20 protein-coding genes and 1 tRNA gene are annotated in these 15,508 nt (G+C 66.7%); 9 read left to right on the top strand and 12 right to left on the bottom strand.

Annotated elements, in window-relative coordinates; genetic code table 11:
* The first annotated feature begins 19 nt into the window (after positions 1 to 19).
* Positions 20 to 661 carry an HD domain-containing protein gene (locus OF829_RS10465; RefSeq protein ID WP_264939956.1) on the top strand — a complete coding sequence of 214 codons (642 nt, stop codon included), beginning with the start codon at positions 20 to 22 and terminating at the stop codon, positions 659 to 661.
* Here the strand turns inward: OF829_RS10465 and OF829_RS10470 are convergent.
* Positions 650 to 1,126 carry an SRPBCC family protein gene (locus OF829_RS10470; protein WP_264939957.1) on the bottom strand — a complete coding sequence of 159 codons (477 nt, stop codon included), beginning with the start codon at positions 1,124 to 1,126 and terminating at the stop codon, positions 650 to 652. The two genes, OF829_RS10465 and OF829_RS10470, sit on opposite strands and share 12 nt — an antisense overlap.
* Positions 1,119 to 1,454: an ArsR/SmtB family transcription factor gene (locus tag OF829_RS10475; RefSeq protein WP_264939958.1), complete on the bottom strand. Its 336-nt coding sequence runs from the start codon at positions 1,452 to 1,454 to the stop codon at positions 1,119 to 1,121. The genes OF829_RS10470 and OF829_RS10475 overlap by 8 nt, the downstream gene beginning before the upstream one ends.
* 124 nt (positions 1,455 to 1,578) lie before the next feature.
* Here OF829_RS10475 and OF829_RS10480 point away from each other — a divergent pair, with 124 nt between their 5' ends.
* Complete coding sequence (locus OF829_RS10480) at positions 1,579 to 1,881, top strand: hypothetical protein (RefSeq protein ID WP_264939959.1); 303 nt, start codon at positions 1,579 to 1,581, stop codon at positions 1,879 to 1,881.
* 12 nt (positions 1,882 to 1,893) lie between these two features.
* Here the strand turns inward: OF829_RS10480 and OF829_RS10485 are convergent, their stop codons facing one another.
* Positions 1,894 to 3,321 (bottom strand): 8'-apo-carotenoid 13,14-cleaving dioxygenase, encoded by a 1,428-nt coding sequence (locus tag OF829_RS10485; protein ID WP_319951545.1) that lies wholly within the window; start codon positions 3,319 to 3,321, stop codon positions 1,894 to 1,896.
* A 61-nt stretch (positions 3,322 to 3,382) separates the two neighbouring features.
* Here OF829_RS10485 and OF829_RS10490 point away from each other — a divergent pair, with 61 nt between their 5' ends.
* Positions 3,383 to 3,934, top strand: a complete 552-nt coding sequence (locus OF829_RS10490; RefSeq protein WP_264939960.1) for a TetR/AcrR family transcriptional regulator — start codon at positions 3,383 to 3,385, stop codon at positions 3,932 to 3,934.
* A 3-nt stretch (positions 3,935 to 3,937) separates the two neighbouring features.
* Here OF829_RS10490 and OF829_RS10495 read toward each other — a convergent pair whose 3' ends face one another.
* Positions 3,938 to 4,546 carry a hypothetical protein gene (locus OF829_RS10495; RefSeq protein ID WP_264939961.1) on the bottom strand — a complete coding sequence of 203 codons (609 nt, stop codon included), beginning with the start codon at positions 4,544 to 4,546 and terminating at the stop codon, positions 3,938 to 3,940.
* Positions 4,547 to 4,554: 8 nt separating this feature from the next.
* Positions 4,555 to 5,139, bottom strand: a complete 585-nt coding sequence (locus tag OF829_RS10500; RefSeq protein WP_264939962.1) for a hypothetical protein — start codon at positions 5,137 to 5,139, stop codon at positions 4,555 to 4,557.
* A 65-nt stretch (positions 5,140 to 5,204) separates the two neighbouring features.
* Here OF829_RS10500 and OF829_RS10505 point away from each other — a divergent pair, with 65 nt between their 5' ends.
* On the top strand, positions 5,205 to 5,975 hold the full coding sequence (locus tag OF829_RS10505) for a hypothetical protein (protein WP_264939963.1): 771 nt from the start codon (positions 5,205 to 5,207) through the stop codon (positions 5,973 to 5,975).
* On the opposite strand, the gene OF829_RS10510 is transcribed toward OF829_RS10505, so the two are convergent.
* The 3 genes from OF829_RS10510 to cysS are packed head-to-tail and all read right to left on the bottom strand — an operon-like array spanning position 5,969 to position 8,849.
* Positions 5,969 to 6,904, bottom strand: a complete 936-nt coding sequence (locus OF829_RS10510; protein ID WP_264939964.1) for a D-2-hydroxyacid dehydrogenase — start codon at positions 6,902 to 6,904, stop codon at positions 5,969 to 5,971. The genes OF829_RS10505 and OF829_RS10510 overlap by 7 nt on opposite strands.
* 33 nt (positions 6,905 to 6,937) lie before the next feature.
* On the bottom strand, positions 6,938 to 7,384 hold the full coding sequence (locus OF829_RS10515) for a TM2 domain-containing protein (protein WP_264939965.1): 447 nt from the start codon (positions 7,382 to 7,384) through the stop codon (positions 6,938 to 6,940).
* 34 nt (positions 7,385 to 7,418) lie between these two features.
* Positions 7,419 to 8,849, bottom strand: a complete 1,431-nt coding sequence (gene cysS, locus OF829_RS10520; protein ID WP_264939966.1) for a cysteine--tRNA ligase — start codon at positions 8,847 to 8,849, stop codon at positions 7,419 to 7,421.
* A 151-nt stretch (positions 8,850 to 9,000) separates the two neighbouring features.
* Between cysS and OF829_RS10525 the strand changes: the two genes are divergently transcribed.
* Positions 9,001 to 10,233, top strand: a complete 1,233-nt coding sequence (locus tag OF829_RS10525) for an SH3 domain-containing protein (RefSeq protein ID WP_264939967.1) — start codon at positions 9,001 to 9,003, stop codon at positions 10,231 to 10,233.
* Between the two features lie 128 nt (positions 10,234 to 10,361).
* Here OF829_RS10525 and OF829_RS10530 read toward each other — a convergent pair whose 3' ends face one another.
* Both OF829_RS10530 and OF829_RS10535 read right to left on the bottom strand, forming a co-directional pair.
* Positions 10,362 to 10,655: a hypothetical protein gene (locus tag OF829_RS10530; RefSeq protein WP_264939968.1), complete on the bottom strand. Its 294-nt coding sequence runs from the start codon at positions 10,653 to 10,655 to the stop codon at positions 10,362 to 10,364.
* A gap of 91 nt (positions 10,656 to 10,746) precedes the next feature.
* A complete protein-coding gene (locus OF829_RS10535; protein WP_264939969.1) occupies positions 10,747 to 10,974 on the bottom strand; it encodes a hypothetical protein in 228 nt (75 codons plus the stop codon).
* A 252-nt stretch (positions 10,975 to 11,226) separates the two neighbouring features.
* Here OF829_RS10535 and OF829_RS10540 point away from each other — a divergent pair, with 252 nt between their 5' ends.
* A complete protein-coding gene (locus OF829_RS10540; RefSeq protein ID WP_264939970.1) occupies positions 11,227 to 11,784 on the top strand; it encodes a glycine zipper domain-containing protein in 558 nt (185 codons plus the stop codon).
* Positions 11,785 to 11,957: 173 nt separating this feature from the next.
* On the opposite strand, the gene OF829_RS10545 is transcribed toward OF829_RS10540, so the two are convergent.
* Positions 11,958 to 12,031: transfer RNA gene (locus tag OF829_RS10545), tRNA-Cys, on the bottom strand.
* Positions 12,032 to 12,224: 193 nt separating this feature from the next.
* Between OF829_RS10545 and OF829_RS10550 the strand changes: the two genes are divergently transcribed.
* Genes OF829_RS10550 through OF829_RS10560 form a run of 3 tightly spaced genes read left to right on the top strand, consistent with a single transcriptional unit; the run spans position 12,225 to position 15,009 of the window.
* A complete protein-coding gene (locus OF829_RS10550; RefSeq protein ID WP_264940186.1) occupies positions 12,225 to 12,917 on the top strand; it encodes a protein-L-isoaspartate O-methyltransferase family protein in 693 nt (230 codons plus the stop codon).
* A gap of 15 nt (positions 12,918 to 12,932) precedes the next feature.
* Complete coding sequence (locus OF829_RS10555; protein WP_264939971.1) at positions 12,933 to 14,468, top strand: TolC family outer membrane protein; 1,536 nt, start codon at positions 12,933 to 12,935, stop codon at positions 14,466 to 14,468.
* Positions 14,469 to 14,505: 37 nt separating this feature from the next.
* On the top strand, positions 14,506 to 15,009 hold the full coding sequence (locus OF829_RS10560) for a DUF2497 domain-containing protein (protein ID WP_264939972.1): 504 nt from the start codon (positions 14,506 to 14,508) through the stop codon (positions 15,007 to 15,009).
* Positions 15,010 to 15,020: 11 nt separating this feature from the next.
* Here OF829_RS10560 and OF829_RS10565 read toward each other — a convergent pair whose 3' ends face one another.
* The gene (locus OF829_RS10565; protein ID WP_264939973.1) at positions 15,021 to 15,416 is read right to left on the bottom strand and encodes a hypothetical protein; all 396 of its coding nucleotides are present in this window, start codon (positions 15,414 to 15,416) and stop codon (positions 15,021 to 15,023) included.
* Between the last annotated feature and the right edge of the window lie 92 nt (positions 15,417 to 15,508).

The following is a 15,508-nucleotide window of genomic DNA, read 5'->3' on the forward strand; positions in this document are numbered from 1 at the left end:
GCGGCACTAGGATAGCCGGGTGACAACCCAGCCGGTCTCCACGCTTGTCGGCGACATGCCGCCGCCGCTCCGTGCACTGCTCGTCGAGCGCTTCACCGTGTCGCCGCTAGCCTATCACAACCGCGATCATATCACCGCGATGCTGGAGGCGATGGCGGCCAGCTTTTCCGGTCTGGGCGAGCGCGAGGCGCGCATCCTGCGCTATGCGATCTGGCTGCACGATATCGTCTATGACGCGACGGCGACCGACAATGAGCGGCGCAGTGCGGATATCGCGCTCGAATTGCTCGATTGGCCCGAGGATGAGCTGCGCGCGATCGAGACGTGCATCATGGCGACCAAGGGACATGCGGCCGACGACGCGCTGGCGCAGATCCTGGTCGATCTCGATCTCGCGATCCTCGCTGCGGATCGCGCCGATTATCGCCGCTATGCGCTGGCGATCCGGGACGAGTATCGCATCTATCCCGACGCGCAGTATCGCGCGGGGCGGGCGCGGGTGCTGGAGCATCTGAGCGCCGCGCCGCTGCTGCGAGTGCTGTCGCGCGCGAGGGGACTCGCGTACGATGCGCTGGAGCAGCAGGCGCGGGCGAACATGCGTTGGGAGTGCGAGGCGCTCGGTGGGAACGCGCCGACGGTCCAGGCTGCGCTAGGCGGGTAAGGTCTCGCCCATCTTGTCCATCTGCCAGCTTACGCCGTGGTGACGGCTGCCCTTGTCCTCATAGCCATCGAGATAGATGCCATGCTCGGTCAGGGTGAGGCGGGTGCCCGCGCTGTCGGGAACCATTTCGATTGCGGCCATGCTGACCGAGATCGGCTTGCCGTCGATTGCCATCCGGTACGAATAGACGATGCGGCGGTCGGGGACGATGTCGTGATAGACGAGGTCCATCCGCGAGACCGTGCCGGCCGGCATGTGCCCGCCTTTCCACCGGCCCTCGATCGTCTCGATCCCGCCGACGCTGAAGTCGAACTCGCGCTCGATCAGATCCCATTGGTCGTTGGGGCCGGAGAACCAGCGCTGCTTGCCCTCTTCGGTCGCGAAGGCGGCGAAAACCTTGGCGGGGGCGTGGGGGTAGGTGCGTTCGATCGTGAAGCGGTCGTGGACGGCGGGTGCGTCAGACATTGGGGTCCTCCAGTTGATCGAGATAGGCGCCGAGGCGGCCCAGGCGCGCTTCCCAGTCGCGGCGGCGCTGGATGATCCAGGTCTCGACCGCGGTGAGTGCTTGGGGGGAGAGCGTGCAGGTGCGCACGCGGCCCTGCTTCTCGCTGCGGATAAGGCCCGCGCTTTCGAGCTGGCGGAGATGCTGCATGAAGCTGGGGAGCGCGATCGGATGATCGGCGGCGAGGGTGGAGACGCTCGCGGGGCCTCGCCCGAGCCGCTCGACCACCGCACGGCGGGTGGGGTCGGCGAGCGCGGCGAAGGCGGCGTCGATGGGGGAATGGTTAGGCATGGGGATAAGTATCCGGGCCGGGGCGGGCGAGTCAAGACACTTAGCAAATTACCTAAGTATTTGCTTTTTCGGCCAACCCCGGGGAATCGGGTAGAACCCGGCCGACTCTTGAGGGGAGGCGACCATGAGCGATCAAGACCTTGGTGGACTGGACGAACTGCTTGCGCGGATCGAGGAGCTGGAGCGCGACCCAGCAACCGCACCTGAAGCGGGCCAGCTGGTGAAAGCGATGCTGGCGGTGCTGGGATCGGGGCCCAGCATCGCGAAAATCCAGTCGATCCTGGCATCCGACGGCGAGCCGGGCCCGCTCGAACAGCACGCCATCACCGAGCAGCAGCGAGAGAATATCCGCAACATGGTCGCGACGATCAAGATCGCGATGGATATGATCGACCACCCCGCGATAATTCCCTTACTGCCGGAGTGATCCGGCCCGGTTTCAGCCGGGCGCCCAGTTGCCGTGGAAGCCCGGCGGCACGCGATGGGGGATGCGGACCTTGGCGACCGGCTCCTCCTCGAAGCGCTGCGCATCGAGGATGACGAGGTCGGTCGTCTCGCCGGGGTAATTGACCACCAGTCCGATCAGCCAGCCCTCGTCCTCGGCGGCGTCGGCATGCGCGGGGACGAAGACGAACTCGCCGGGGAAATGGCCGGGGCCGAAATCGTGGATCGCGCGGGTGCCGGCATCGAGGTCGTGCTTGATCAGGTGATGCGCGCCGCTGAAATGGTCCGCGGTGTCGAGCGCCATCGTGTAGGCGTAGCGATAAGGCTGACCGAAGCGGCGTTCGTCGGGGCGGGGGAATTCCTGGGGGTTGTCGTCGATCACGCGGCGATCGACGCGCTTCGCTGCAGGATCGATCGTCCAGCGCTCGAAGGTGATGCGGCGCGAGTCCGGGCCCTGGGTGCTCTCCGCAAACATCGTCTCGTGCACCACCGCATCGAGCACGACGCGGCCGTCGGGCAGGTCGTACGCGTTGGCGGCGTGGAAGATGTAGCAGGGCTCGACCTCGCACCAGATCACCTCCTCGCCGCGGCCCGCGCGCGGCAGGAGCCCGATCCGCGCCTGATGCCTGGGGTTCCAGCGATAGGGGAAATTGTGGCCGGCGATCAGCGCCTGCATCGAGAAGGTGACGGGCAGATCGAAGACGAGGACGTAGCGGCTGGTGATCGCGCAGTCATGGATCGAGGGGCCGTGTTCGACCGCGATAGGCTCCTCGCGGCGGACCTTGCCGTTCGCATCGACGACGGCGTGCCAGACCCGGTTCTGCTCCTTGCCGGCGTAGGTGATCGCGTGGAGCTCGCCGGTCAGGGGATCGAGATGCGGGTGGGCGGTGAAGGGGCCCTTCAGCGTGCCGTCGAACGGGTTGTAGGCGAGGCTTTCGAGCGTTTCGCCCAGCTCGATCGGCGCGGTTCCGGCCTCGACCAGGGCGAAGGTGCGGCCCGCGATCGCCATGACATTGGTGTTGACCGTGGTCCGGTCGCCGCGCGGGGAGGGGATGGGGGCCTCGCCGAGCTGGTCCGAGACATCGCCCGAGCGGGTCCAGCGATTGCGGTACCAGAGCGCCTTGCCGTCTTGGAGGCGCAGGCCATGGACCATTCCGTCGCCGATGAACCAATGATGCCCGGTCGCATCCGGATTCACCGGATTGGGCCCGATGCGCAGATAACGGCCGTCGAGCGATATGGGGATCGCGCCGGTAACGGGGAGGTCCTCGATCGTCAGCTCTTCCTCCATCGGCGTGTGGATGCCGGTGAGGAACGGGTGGTCGGCTGCGGGCTTGGCCATGCGCTTGCGGTTGAAGTCGTGGAGCATGAACACGCCCTTGGTGACGACGCCCCGGATCGCGGTTTCGACGCTGCTTGCCATTTTCCGACTCCAGCCTAAGTTGACAATGTTCACATAACGATTTGATGGTAACAGTGTCAACATGGAAAAGCGGGCCTATCATCATGGCGACCTGCGCGCGGCGCTGATCGAGGCGGGGCTGAAGCTGCTGGCCGAACCGGGTGCGGATGCGCCGGGGCTGCGCGAGGTGGCGCGCGCGGTGGGGGTGAGCCCGACTGCGGTCTATCGGCATTTTCCCGACAAGGGGGCATTGCTGGGCGCGATGGCGCGCGAGGGGCTCGACCGGCTGGGCAGCGCGCAGGCCGAGGCGGGGAAGCGGGGCTTCAACGCGGTCGGGCGGGCCTACATCACCTTCGCGCTACAGAATCCGGCGCTGTTCAGGCTGATCTTCGCCAATTCGCCCAACCATAATCCCCTCGACTGGAACAGCGATGATCCCGACACGATGCCGCTGCTGCGGATGCAAGCGGTGCGCGAGGTGGCCGAGCGCGACGGTGAGGGCGCGGCGCGGCTGTTCGCGCTGCGTGCATGGGCGCTGGTGCACGGGCTCGCGGTGCTGCTGCTCGACCGGCAGGTGACGGTAGACGATGCGACGATCGACGCGTTTTTCGAGGCGCGTGGACCGCTGATGTGACGTTCAGTCGGCGCGATACGTGTTGCAGCTGAACTTGATGATCGAAAGGATTTCGGCCGCATCGGCGATGCGCAGGCCGTCGAAGCGGTAATGTGTGACCGTGCCGACGCCGTCGGTCACTTCGAAATCGACCGAGCGGCTGCGGAGGATGCGTTCGGCGGTTTGCAGGCGCAGCGCTTCCGGCACGGCGAGATAGGTCGCCCGGGGGCGGTCGGGATTGACCTGCAAGATCAGCTTCACCCCGCTGTCCTCACCGTCGATCAGCAGCCGGCCATGGCTGACCTTGCGCGTGCGCGTGCGGCCGATGGGAATGAGTTCGAGTCCGAGAACGCTGGGGCCGGAATTGAAGCGTGTCGCCGGGCGGGGCTGAAACGTCATGCCGAGCAGGACATGGAACCCGCGAACGGCGTCGATGGGAGGCTGGTCCAGAAGGGCCTGGGGCTCGGCGCCCGCCGCGGCGTTCACCAGCAGCATTCCGGGATTGGCGTTGAGGCGGCACTTCGTGCCCCCCGCATCGGTGGTGACCTCGCGCACGCGCGTATCGAGCCGCTGAGCGTGGGCGGGCAGAGCGAGCGCGGTCAGCGCGAAGGCGGCGAGGATCAGGCGCATCATGGTCCCTTTCAGCGGCAGCTCCAGTTGATCACCTGCAGCACCTCGTTCGAGCGGCGCAGGCGGCGGATATCCCAGCTATAGCGGCCAAGCGGCGCGCCCGAGGCATCGACCAGGTCGATCTCGACGATCGAGACCGCCATCAGCCGCTGGGCCAATTCCTCGCGCTGGCGCTCGGCGACCGCGAGCGAGAGATAGGTGGGGTCGCCCTCGAGCTGGAGCGGGGTCGCATCGGCAATGCCGTCGAGGCGGAGATGCGCCGATTTGGCGGGCGCGCGCAGCGGCGTGCGCGGCATGTTGAACTCGAAGCCCAGCAGCGCGGGCGCTGCAACCGAGGGCCGGTCCTCCTGCGGATGGAAGGCGACGCGGATGCGATAGTCGCCGGCGCCCGCCTCACGCGCGCGGCCCTCCCAGATCGCGCCGCGATCGGCCCCGCGCCAATCGTGCGAGAGGCTGAGTTCGGGCATTTCGTGCGCGCGGCATTTATAGCCGTCCGAGGTCTCGACCACGTCGTCGACGCGCGGATCGGCTTCCTGCGCATGCGCGGTGGCGGGGAGGAGGACGGCAAGCGCCGCGGCGGTGAACAGGTTACGCATGGACTTCCTTCAGCAGGCGGGCAGGATAGCCGCTGGCCGATGGGAGGCAAGCGGGAGTCGGGCGGATGCGCGTGCATGGGGTGATGCTGCTGGGCTGCGCGGTGGCGCTGGCGGGGTGCAAGCCTGCGGAGGAGACCCCCAATTTCATGGCGGACGCCAATTTCGCGGCGGACGTCAACGCCGTCGATACCGATATTCGCAATGTGATGGCGGCGGAGGGCGAGCAGCCGCCCCCATCCTATGTCGCCGGCCCGGACGATGCCAAGGGCGAGAATGCGATGACCGACGCGAACCCCGGGCAGATCTATTATCGCGATCTGCCTGCCGCGCGGCTGCTGCGGGGGGACTGGACGGTACGCAAGACCGCCTGGTTCGCCGTTTCCGGCAAGGAGACCGAGCCCAGATCCCTGGCGCGGCTGGATGCCTTCGACGGCGCGAAGGTCCGGATCGACCGGCGGCGTATCCTCGTGACGCCGCGTGCCTCGAAACCGCTCGCCAAGGTGACGCTCGATTGCACAAGCGTCGGCTATCTCGACAAGGACCGGCTGACGGCGAGTGAGAATCTGCCCGGACGCCGTCCGAACACTCGCGAGGATGTGGTGATCATCTACGGCATTGCGGTAGCGGAGCGGGAGATTTCCGCAGCCTTTGCCCAGTCGCAATCGGTGGAAGGACAAGTCCTTTCGCTCCTCTGTCCGGAAAGCGACCAAGGCGACGCCGAGGAGGGTGTCTATCCCGTCGCCTGGCTCAGCGGAGCGATGCTGATCGACCGTAACCGCATGGTGCTGATCTTCACCGACGGCACCACACTCTATGCCGAGCGCGATCCTCAATAGCCCGCGGCGAGATCGACTTCGTTCTTGAGCGGGCGGCCGGCGACATAGGCATTGAGATTCTCGACGAAGAGCTGGGCGCAGCGCAGGAACATCTTGGTCTGGCTGCGGCCCGACAAATGCATCGAGTGGATCGCGTTGGGCGCGGTCCAGAGCGGATGCTCGGGCGGGAGCGGCTCGGGGCTGACCGTGTCGCAAAAGGCGCCGCCGATCCGGCGCTTGTGGAGCGCCTCAATCAGCGCGTCCTGATCGATCGTGCTGCCGCGGCCGACATTCACGATCCAGGCGGTGGGCTTCATCGCGGCGAGCTCGGCCGCGCCGATCATGTGGCGGGTCTCGGCGGTGGCCGGGGCGGCGAGCATGATCCAGTCGAATTCGGCGAGGCGACCGCGCCACTCGTCGGGGCCGATCGTGCCCTCGGTCCGGGTGCGGGTGACGGCGGTGACGTGCGCGCCGAAGCCGCGCATCCGCTCGCCGATCAGCCGGCCGATCGTGCCATAGCCGAGGATCAGGACGTTGCTCTCATAGAGTTCGAGCTTGCCCGGCGCGTCCATCGGCCATTCGTGGCGGTCGGCGGCGCGGACGACTTCGTCATAGCGCTTGGCGGCGACCAGCGCTCCCATCACCGCATATTCGGCGACGGTATGGGCGTTGACCCCGCTGCCGTTGGTGACGCGGATACCGCGCGAGATCAGCAGCTTTTTGTCGAGCGCGTCGAGCCCGGCATAGATGGTCGAGAGCCATTTGAGATCGGTTGCGGCGGCGACGGTGCGCGCCCATTCGGCGGGCCGGTTATTGTCGAGCCAGCCCAGTTCCGCCCCCGGCAGCATCGCGATCGCCTCGTCCGGCGAGGTGAACCAATGCGCCTCGATGCCCTCGGGGAGATGGGGCTCGACGAGCGGGCGGGCGAGGGCGGGGAGCACGGCTTTCATGAGGCGCGGCTTAGCGTGGCGGAAGGCCTGCGCCTAGAACCAGGACTTGTTGCCCTGGATATAGGTGGCGTCGAACGTCTCGTCGGTCATCGTCACATAGATGATCGATTCGACCAGCGCGACGAGGCAGACCAGGATCACCGGGAAGATCAGGATCCAGCCGAACAGCCCGCCCAGCAGCATGATCACGCCCGCGCCGGGCTTGTTCATGTAGAATTTGTGGATGCCGAGCCCGCCGAGAAAGAAGGCGAGCAGGGCCGCGGCGATGCGGTTGCGCTCATATTGGCCGACTGCGCTTCGCACCGGGTACACCGCCAGCGCGTCGCGCTCCGATGCTTCGAAATCGACCGACTGGTTGGCAACGGGCTGGCCGCCGCCATGCCATTCGCCCCCGGCAAAGCTGTAACGATTGCCGTCTTCGCCCGAGATCTTGCCTTCGCCGGTGCGGAAATCGAACGCCAATATCGTGCCGCGCATCATGCCCTCCCAGTCTTGGAGAGGTGGTCTGCCACGATCAGAGGGTCGGGCGCCAGTCCCAGCCGAGCGGGTCGCCGTCCATCACCTCCACGCCGGATGCGGCGAGTTCGTCGCGGATCGCATCCGAGCGGGCGAAATCCTTCGCGGCGCGGGCTTCCTTGCGCTCGGCGAGCCGGGCTTCGATGTCCTCGGCGGTGAGGGCCGCGCTGGCGGGGCGGACGCGCAGGTCGTTCCGGTCGAGGCCGAGCAGGTCGAGGCCCAGCACCGCGTCGAACTCGGCCAGCGCGGCGAGCCGGTCGGCGGGGGACAGGCTCTTCTCGGCGAGCAGCTCGTCGAGCACTGGCAGCGCGCGGGGCGTGTTCAGGTCGTCCGACACCGCCTCGTCGAGCCGCTTGATCCAGGGGGCGGGGGCGGTGCCTTCGCCCTCGGCCCTGGCCTTGAGCGCGGTGACGGTCATCACCAGCCGCTTGAGCCGGGTGAGCGCGGCGGCAAGGTTTTCGGGGCTGAACTCGAGCTCGGACCGGTAATGCGCGCTGATGCACATCAGGCGATAGGCGAGGGGGTGCACCCCGGCGTCGATCAGCACCTGCAGCGTGGTGAAACCGCCCTTCGACTTGGACATCTTGCCGGTGCGGTCGACGAGGAAGTTGTTGTGCATCCAGAAATGCGCGCCGCTGTCGGAACAGCCGCACCATGCCTGGTTCTGGGCGATCTCGTTGGGATGATGGATCTCGCGATGATCGATCCCGCCGGTGTGGATATCGAACGGCGCGCCGAGATATTTGATGCTCATCACTGAGCATTCGAGGTGCCAGCCCGGCGCGCCCTTGCCCCAGGGGCTGTCCCATTCCATCTGGCGCTGCTCGCCGGGAGGCGACTTGCGCCAGATCGCGAAGTCCTGCGGGTGACGCTTGCCCGAGACGGGGTCGATCCGATTCTCACCCGCATCGTCCTGCCCCCCCGCGAGCTTGCCGTAATCGGGGACGGTGGTGTGGTCGAAATAGAGGCCGCTCTCGATCTCGTAGCAATGCTCCGGCGCGATTTTCTTCGCGAACGCGATCATCTCGCCGATATGGTCGGTCGCGACCGACCAGAGCATCGGTGGCGTGATGTTGAGGCGCTCGACGTCGCGCTTGAACGCTTCGGTGTAGTGCGCAGCGATCTCCCAGATCGACCGGGCCTGTGCGGCTGCGGCCCTCTCCATCTTGTCCTCGCCGGCGTCGGCGTCCGAGGTCAGGTGACCGACATCGGTGATGTTGATGACGTGGCTGAGCGCATAGCCCTTCCAGCGCAGCACCCGGCCGAGCGTGTCCGCGAAGATGAACGCGCGCATGTTGCCGATGTGCTGGTAGTTATAGACCGTAGGCCCGCAGGTGTAGACGCGCGCGCCCTTTTCCGGATCGAGCGGCTGGAAGGGCTCGAGGCTGCGCGAGAGCGAATTATAGAGGGTGAGCGGGCTGTGCTGCATGGCGCGGGGCAATAGCGGCTGGGGGGGCGACAGCGCAACCTGCCTAACGGCGCGTCAATTGCGCCGCGCGCTTTACTTGGGCCTCATCTTGTGGTGACCCTGCGGCGTATCGTTCCGCGTAGAAATCCAGCCAATTTCCGGGGATGACGTCATGGCCACCAAAGACTGGATCGTCTGGTTCAAGACGAATTTCGGCGCGGAGATCGTCGCGGCGACCGCGGGGACGCCATTCGACCTCGATATGCTCACTGCGATCGCGGTGCAGGAAACCGGCTCGATCTGGGGGCGGCTGATCAACAAGGGCCTCACGACCGAGCGCATCCTCGAATTGTGCGTCGGCGATGTGCTCAACGCGCCCAGGCGCAGCGTGAAGGCCTTTCCGAACGACCGTGCCCAGCTGGTCGCCTGGCCCGGCGGCGACGCGATGTACGCGATAGCGCGCGCCGCACTGGCGGACATGGCCGAGCATATTACCGAGTATAAGCCCTATGTCGCGAACCCCGAGCGGTTCTGCCACGGCTATGGCCTGTTCCAGTACGACATCCAGTTCTTCAAGACCGATCCCGACTATTTCCTCGAGCGCCGCTACATTCATTTCGACCAGACGCTGGGCAAGGCGATTTCCGAACTCACCGCGCAGCTGGCCAGCCTGGGGCCGAAGCTCGGCTGGAAGTCCGACCGCAAGCTGAGCGACGCCGACAAGGCGGCGGTGGCGATCGCCTACAACACCGGCGGCTACAACCCGAACAAGGGGCTGCAGCAGGGCTATTACGACAAGACCTCGAAGAAATATTATGGCGAATATTTCGCCGACTATATGGCGCTGGCGAAGACCGTGCCGCTGCCTTCGGGTCCCGCACCGGCACCTACTCCTACGCCAGCGCCTGGACCTGCACCTGCTCCGTCACCATCACCTGCCCCGGGCGGGGAATCGATGACGGTCGAAGTGACCAGCGATCCGCTCAATGTGCGGCGGACGCCCGCAAAGGCGCCGGGCAATGTCTTCGCCCAGCTCCCCAACAAGCATCCGGTGCAGGCTTTCGAGACCAAGGATGGCTTCCGGCACATCAAGACGGTGCTGAACGGCGATGCGATCGATGGCTGGGCCGCGGCGCAATTCCTCAAGGCCGTCGCGCTGCCCGCGCCGCCGCCGCCTCCACCGTCCGCACCGCTCGGCGAACCGCTGGTGGTGGAAGTGGGCAGCGACCCGCTCAACGTGCGGCGTAAGCCCGAGAAGGTTGCGGGGAATGTCTTCGCGAGCCTGGCGAAGGGCCACCCCGTGCTCGCCTTCGAGGCGCAGAACGGATTTCGGCATATCAAGACCAAGCTGAACGGGGACACGATCGACGGCTGGGCCTCGGCGCAGTTCCTGAGGAAGCCCTGAGCAAGATCCAGACCCTCCGTTCGGGCTGAGCTTGTCGAAGCCCGCCTATCCGCAAGCGCATCGCACGTGGCGGGCCGCCCTTCGACAAGCTCAGGGCGAACGGGGAGAGAGAGTGGTCAATCCCACATCTAGGTTGCGTCAGGAGATATCCGTTGCCCGATCGCGGCGCGGACCATCGCGGCCCAGATCTCGGCGGGATCGTCACCCGCGTCGCGGCCGGCGTCGATCATCTCGGGCGTGGCTTCGCGCAGCGTCTTGAGCACCGCCAACGCGCGCCCGGTCTCGCGGCGCCAGACGGCATCGACCTCGGTCGCGACCGGGCCGTCGGACCAGTCGGGGCCCTCGCCATTGGGGCTGCGCTCTTCGGCGGCGAGGACGCGCGCGATGCGTTCGATGGGGGAGGTGACGGCGACGTCAGTCATGGTGCGAGGCTCCGGATGCCTCGGCCCAAACGCGCGGCCGGGATGCGGCGTTCCCGCCCGGGCCCGGTTTCCCCGCCGGGCCTCAGGCGGATCAGGCCGCGAGCGGACGGAAGTCCGAAAGGCCGCGTTGGCGGATCACGCCGTTGCCGAAGCTGCCGCCCGCGATCAGCGGAAGCGCCGTGGCGCAAAAGGCGCATTCTGCTGTCATGCGGCCGACCACCCATTGCGACTGTCCGCAGCCGGGGCAGTGATTCGCCTCATGCTGGTGATACGCGATTCGATACCCGGTTTGGGGCTGATTGACGCCGAAATTGTACATCGTTCTACTCCAGTAACCACCCAACCAACGCCCTAGATTCGCACTTCGTTCCTTCTCCAGGATGAACAATGAGCGGTGAACCGTGCATTTCCGTGGACGAGTTGCCAAAATGCAACATTTCCGGAATTGCGGCGCGGATGATGTTAAGGAAGCTGAACGCGGGCTAACGGCGCCGTTCAGGCTGCTGGAATGGCCGGCGGAGCATTTCGGTTCCAACGGGGCGGTACTTTCGCGCCGAGGAGGAGAATCGCCATGAAGAATTTTCTGTTCGCGGCCGCGATCGGACTGACCGCGCTCACCGCCACGCCCGCGCTCGCGCAGCGCTACGACCCGCCGCCTCCGCCGCCGGAGGAGCAGAGCTATTATGACGACAATCGCGATGCGGGCGATCGGAACTATGACCAGCGCGACCAGCAGGGCTATGACCAGCGTGGTTACGACCAGCAGGCCTATGATCAGCGCGGTTACGACCGCGGCGGTTATGAGCGGCAGGACTATGCCCAGGGTCCGCACCGCTACCAGCCCGGCGACTATTATCGCGGCGACGGTCAGCCGACCGAATATGCCGGCAATTATCGCGACGGCCGCCGCTATTATCGCGGCCGCCATCGCTCGCACGGCTGCGGCTCGACCGGCACGATCCTGGGCGGCATCGCCGGGGCGCTGATCGGCGGCGAGCTTGGCCGTGGCGACGGGCGCTACAGCCGCCGCAGCGGCACCGGCACGGTGATCGGCGCGGGCGTGGGCGCGCTCATCGGCAACGGCATCGATCAGGACAATTGCGACCGCCAGCACGGCTATCGCCGCTGAGGCGAGCCCCAGGAACAGGAAAGGGCGTCCGGATCACGGTCCGGGCGCCCTTTTTGTTGGCACGGCGCTTGCGATTAGCGGGGTATGACAAGCCCCGCGCACGAGATTTGCCCGGCAGACTGTCCGTTTCCGGACAGGAGCGTCCGTTTGTGGACAGTGTCTCTCGAAACGTGTGGAGGCCCGAGCCGGAATCGAACCGGCGTGCACGGATTTGCAGTCCGCTGCGTCACCACTCCGCCATCGGGCCTCGGAGCGAGCGGGGGGAATGCGCAGGCGGCGCGCGCGCTGTCAACACATCGCGGCAACATGCGTGTGAAAATAGCACGTTCGGTCGCTTGGCGTTCTCGTTTCACCACGATACATGCACCGCGATATTCGGCGCTCGGACGCCAACAACTGTGTTGCACGACTAATACGGTTGTGCGAAAAGCGGAGTGATGATGACCCTTTCGGTCGACCCCACGCCCGTCGAGGGCGCCCCTGTTGTGAGTGGGCGCTTCGATGCGATGCGGAGTGCAATGGTCTCGAACCAGCTGCGCACCAACGCGGTCAACGATCCGCGCGTGGTCGATGCCATGCGTGACGTGGCGCGCGAGGATTACCTTCCCGAGGCCCATCGCGGCATCGCCTATCGCGACACGTTGCTGCCGCTGAACGGCGGGCGCAGGCACAATTCGCCGCTCGCGACCGGCCGCCTGATCACCGAGGCGCGGGTGGAAGCCGGCGACAAGGTGCTGCTGATCGGTGCCGCGGGCGGCTATGCCGCGGCGGTGCTGGCGAAGCTCGGCGCGTCGGTGACCGCGGTCGAGGAAGACGAATCGCTCTTCGCGCTCGCCACGGCCGCGCTGGCGGGGCAGGGGGTTACCCTCGTCCAGGGGCCGCTCGCCGCGGGCTCGGCCAACGGCGCTCCCTATGACGTGCTGATCATCGACGGTGCGGTCGAGCATGTGCCCGACGCGCTGGTCGCCCAGCTCCGTCCGGGCGCGCGGGTGACCGCGGGGATCGCCGATCGCGGCGTGACCCGGCTCGCATCGGGCCGCCGCACCGATGGCGGCTTCGGCCTGGTCGATTTCGCCGATCTCGAATGCGCGACCCTTCCGGGCTTCGCGCGCCCCACGACCTTCAAGTTCTGAAAGCAGAAGAGGCCCATGCGACTTCCCCATCTGATCATTGGCGTGAGCCTGGCAGCGCTGGCCTACCCGGTCATGGCGCAGACGACCGCGACCACCAGCACGACCATGCCGGACGCGCCGCAGCCGACGATGACGCTGCGCGAGGCGATGGTGCTGGCCTATAACACCAACCCCGATCTCGCCGCCGAGCGCGCCAATCTGCGCGCCACCGACGAGAATGTGCCGATCGCGCGCGCTTCGGGCCTGCCCGGCGTGAGCGCTACCGGCGGGGTGAACCAGAGCCTGTACAACACCGATCAGGGCATCAGCCCCAGCCGGCGCGGGACGATCGGCGCCGATCTGTCGGTGCCGGTCTATTCGGGCGGTTCGGTGCGCAATTCGGTGCGCGGCGCGGAAACCCGCGTCGAGGCGGGCCGGGCGGCGCTGCGCGCGGCCGAGTCCGAGCTCTTCGTCCAGGTCGTCACCGTCTATGTCGACGTGATCCGCGACGAAGCGATCGTGCGGCTCAACCAGCAGAACGTCCATGTCCTCGAGGTCAACCTCCAGGCGACGCGCGACCGGTTCGAGGTGGGCGATCTGACCCGCACCGACGTGGCCCAGTCCGAGGCGCGGCTCGCGCTGGCGCAGGCGCAGCTGCGCGGCGCCGAGGCGCGGCTGATCGGCAGCCGCGAGAATTTCATCCGCGTCGTCGGCGTGGCGCCGGGCGTGCTCGCGCCGCCGCCGCCGCTGCCGGGGCTCCCCGCCAGCGTGCAGGATGCCGTGCAGGTCGCGCTCGCCAACAACCCCAATCTGCTCGCCGCGCAGAAGCAGAGCGATGCCAGCGTGTTCGACGTCAATGTCGCGCGTGCCGGGCGGCTGCCGCGGGTGAGCGTCGGCGTGGGCACCGATTATTACAACTATCTCGGCTCGGTCAGCCCCCAGGGCAAGCTGGCCGGCTTCGGCGGCGACGGTTTCGCGACCTCGGTGGGCGTCAACCTCACCGTGCCGCTGTTCCAGGGCGGCCGCCCCGCCGCGCAGGTCCGCCAGGCCCAGTCGCGGCGTTCGGCGGCGATGGAGAATGTGACCTTTGCCGAGCGCGGCGTGATCGCGCAGGCGCGCTCGCAATTCGCCATCTATCAGTCGTCGCTGCGCGTGATCGAATCGTCGCGCGTCGCGGTGGACGCCAACCGGCTCAGCCTCGAGGGCGTCCGCGCCGAAAATGGCGTCGGCACGCGCACCATCCTCGACATCCTCAACGCCGAGCAGGAATTCCTCAACTCGCAGGTCCAGTATGTGACCGCCGAGCGCGACGCCTATGTCGCGGGCTTCACCCTGCTCGCGGTGATGGGCAAGGCCGAGGCGGAGGATCTGGGGCTCGACGGCGGGCCGCTCTATAATCCGGTCGAGCATTATGACCGGGTCAACCACAGCTGGAGCGACTGGAGCGACGGTCCCGACGCCACGACCACGGGCACGCGGACCAACGAGACGCCCTATCAGAACCCCGATGTCACCCCGGGCGTCGATCCGTTGTTGCAACGCCCTGTTGACAGCACCGGTACAAATCCCTGATTGAGCCCCGCTGCAATTAACCGCATAGGTGCTTGATATGGGGGATATCAGTTCCGAGCCTTCGATGGAGGAGATCCTCTCCTCGATCAAACGCATCATCGCCGAAGAGGGCGATGCGGCGACGGGCACCCGTACGCGCCGCCCGGCCAAGCCTGCGGCCCCCGCGGTCCGCGACGCGCTGAGCGACGCGATGGATGCGGATGACGAGGTCCTCGAACTGAGCGAGCCGGTGGCCGAGGAGCGCGAGACTCCCGCGCCGATGCCGATCGGCGCGCCCGACGTTCCTTCTGCTCCCGGACCCAAGCCTGTGCAGCGTACCCCCGAACCGATCCTTTCCGAGCGCGCGGCCGAAGCCACGCGCGGGCCGCTCGAAGCGCTGTCGCGGATGGTGGTGAAGCCCGAGGTCGCGGGATCGGACACGCTCGAGGGGCTCGTGCGCGAGCTGCTCAAGCCGATGCTGCGCGAATGGCTCGACGACAATCTGCCGCAGATCGTCGAAACGATGGTCGCGCGCGAGATTTCGCGGATCACCGGACGCTAGGCACGCGCTGATTACCAGACGGTACTAGGATCCAATCCATTGATATTTGCCGAAAACTCGACGGCTTCGCCCTCGAAGACGAAATCCGGCGTGTTGGCGGTCACCCGGATCGCGCCAGCATAGGGGCTCCGGGCAGCGGTCAGTGAGCTCGAAATCTCGATCGTCTGGCCGGTGCTGCTGGTTGTCTCGATCTGCATCGGGAGGCTTTCTGCCTGCGCAGGAAGACCCCAGGAGGGCGCTTGCGGGGTCAGCGTGACACTGCTGAAATTTCCGATTGCGTTGTAGATCAGATCGAAAACCAGCGTGAGCCCCGGGCTTGCCGGCCAGACAAGCTGAACCGTGGTTCCCGCATTGAGGGTATCCCCTTTCACCTGGGCGGGTAGCGGTTCGGGCTGGCTAGTTGTCATCGCTCGCTCCTGCGGATGGTGAGGGCCGGAACTAGCAGGTTCGTGGCGCATCGGAAACATGGTCGCGATTGTATCCCTCGTCACCATCTGCT

Source organism: Sphingomonas caeni (assembly GCF_026013415.1).
GTDB classification, from domain to species: domain Bacteria; phylum Pseudomonadota; class Alphaproteobacteria; order Sphingomonadales; family Sphingomonadaceae; genus Sphingomonas; species Sphingomonas caeni.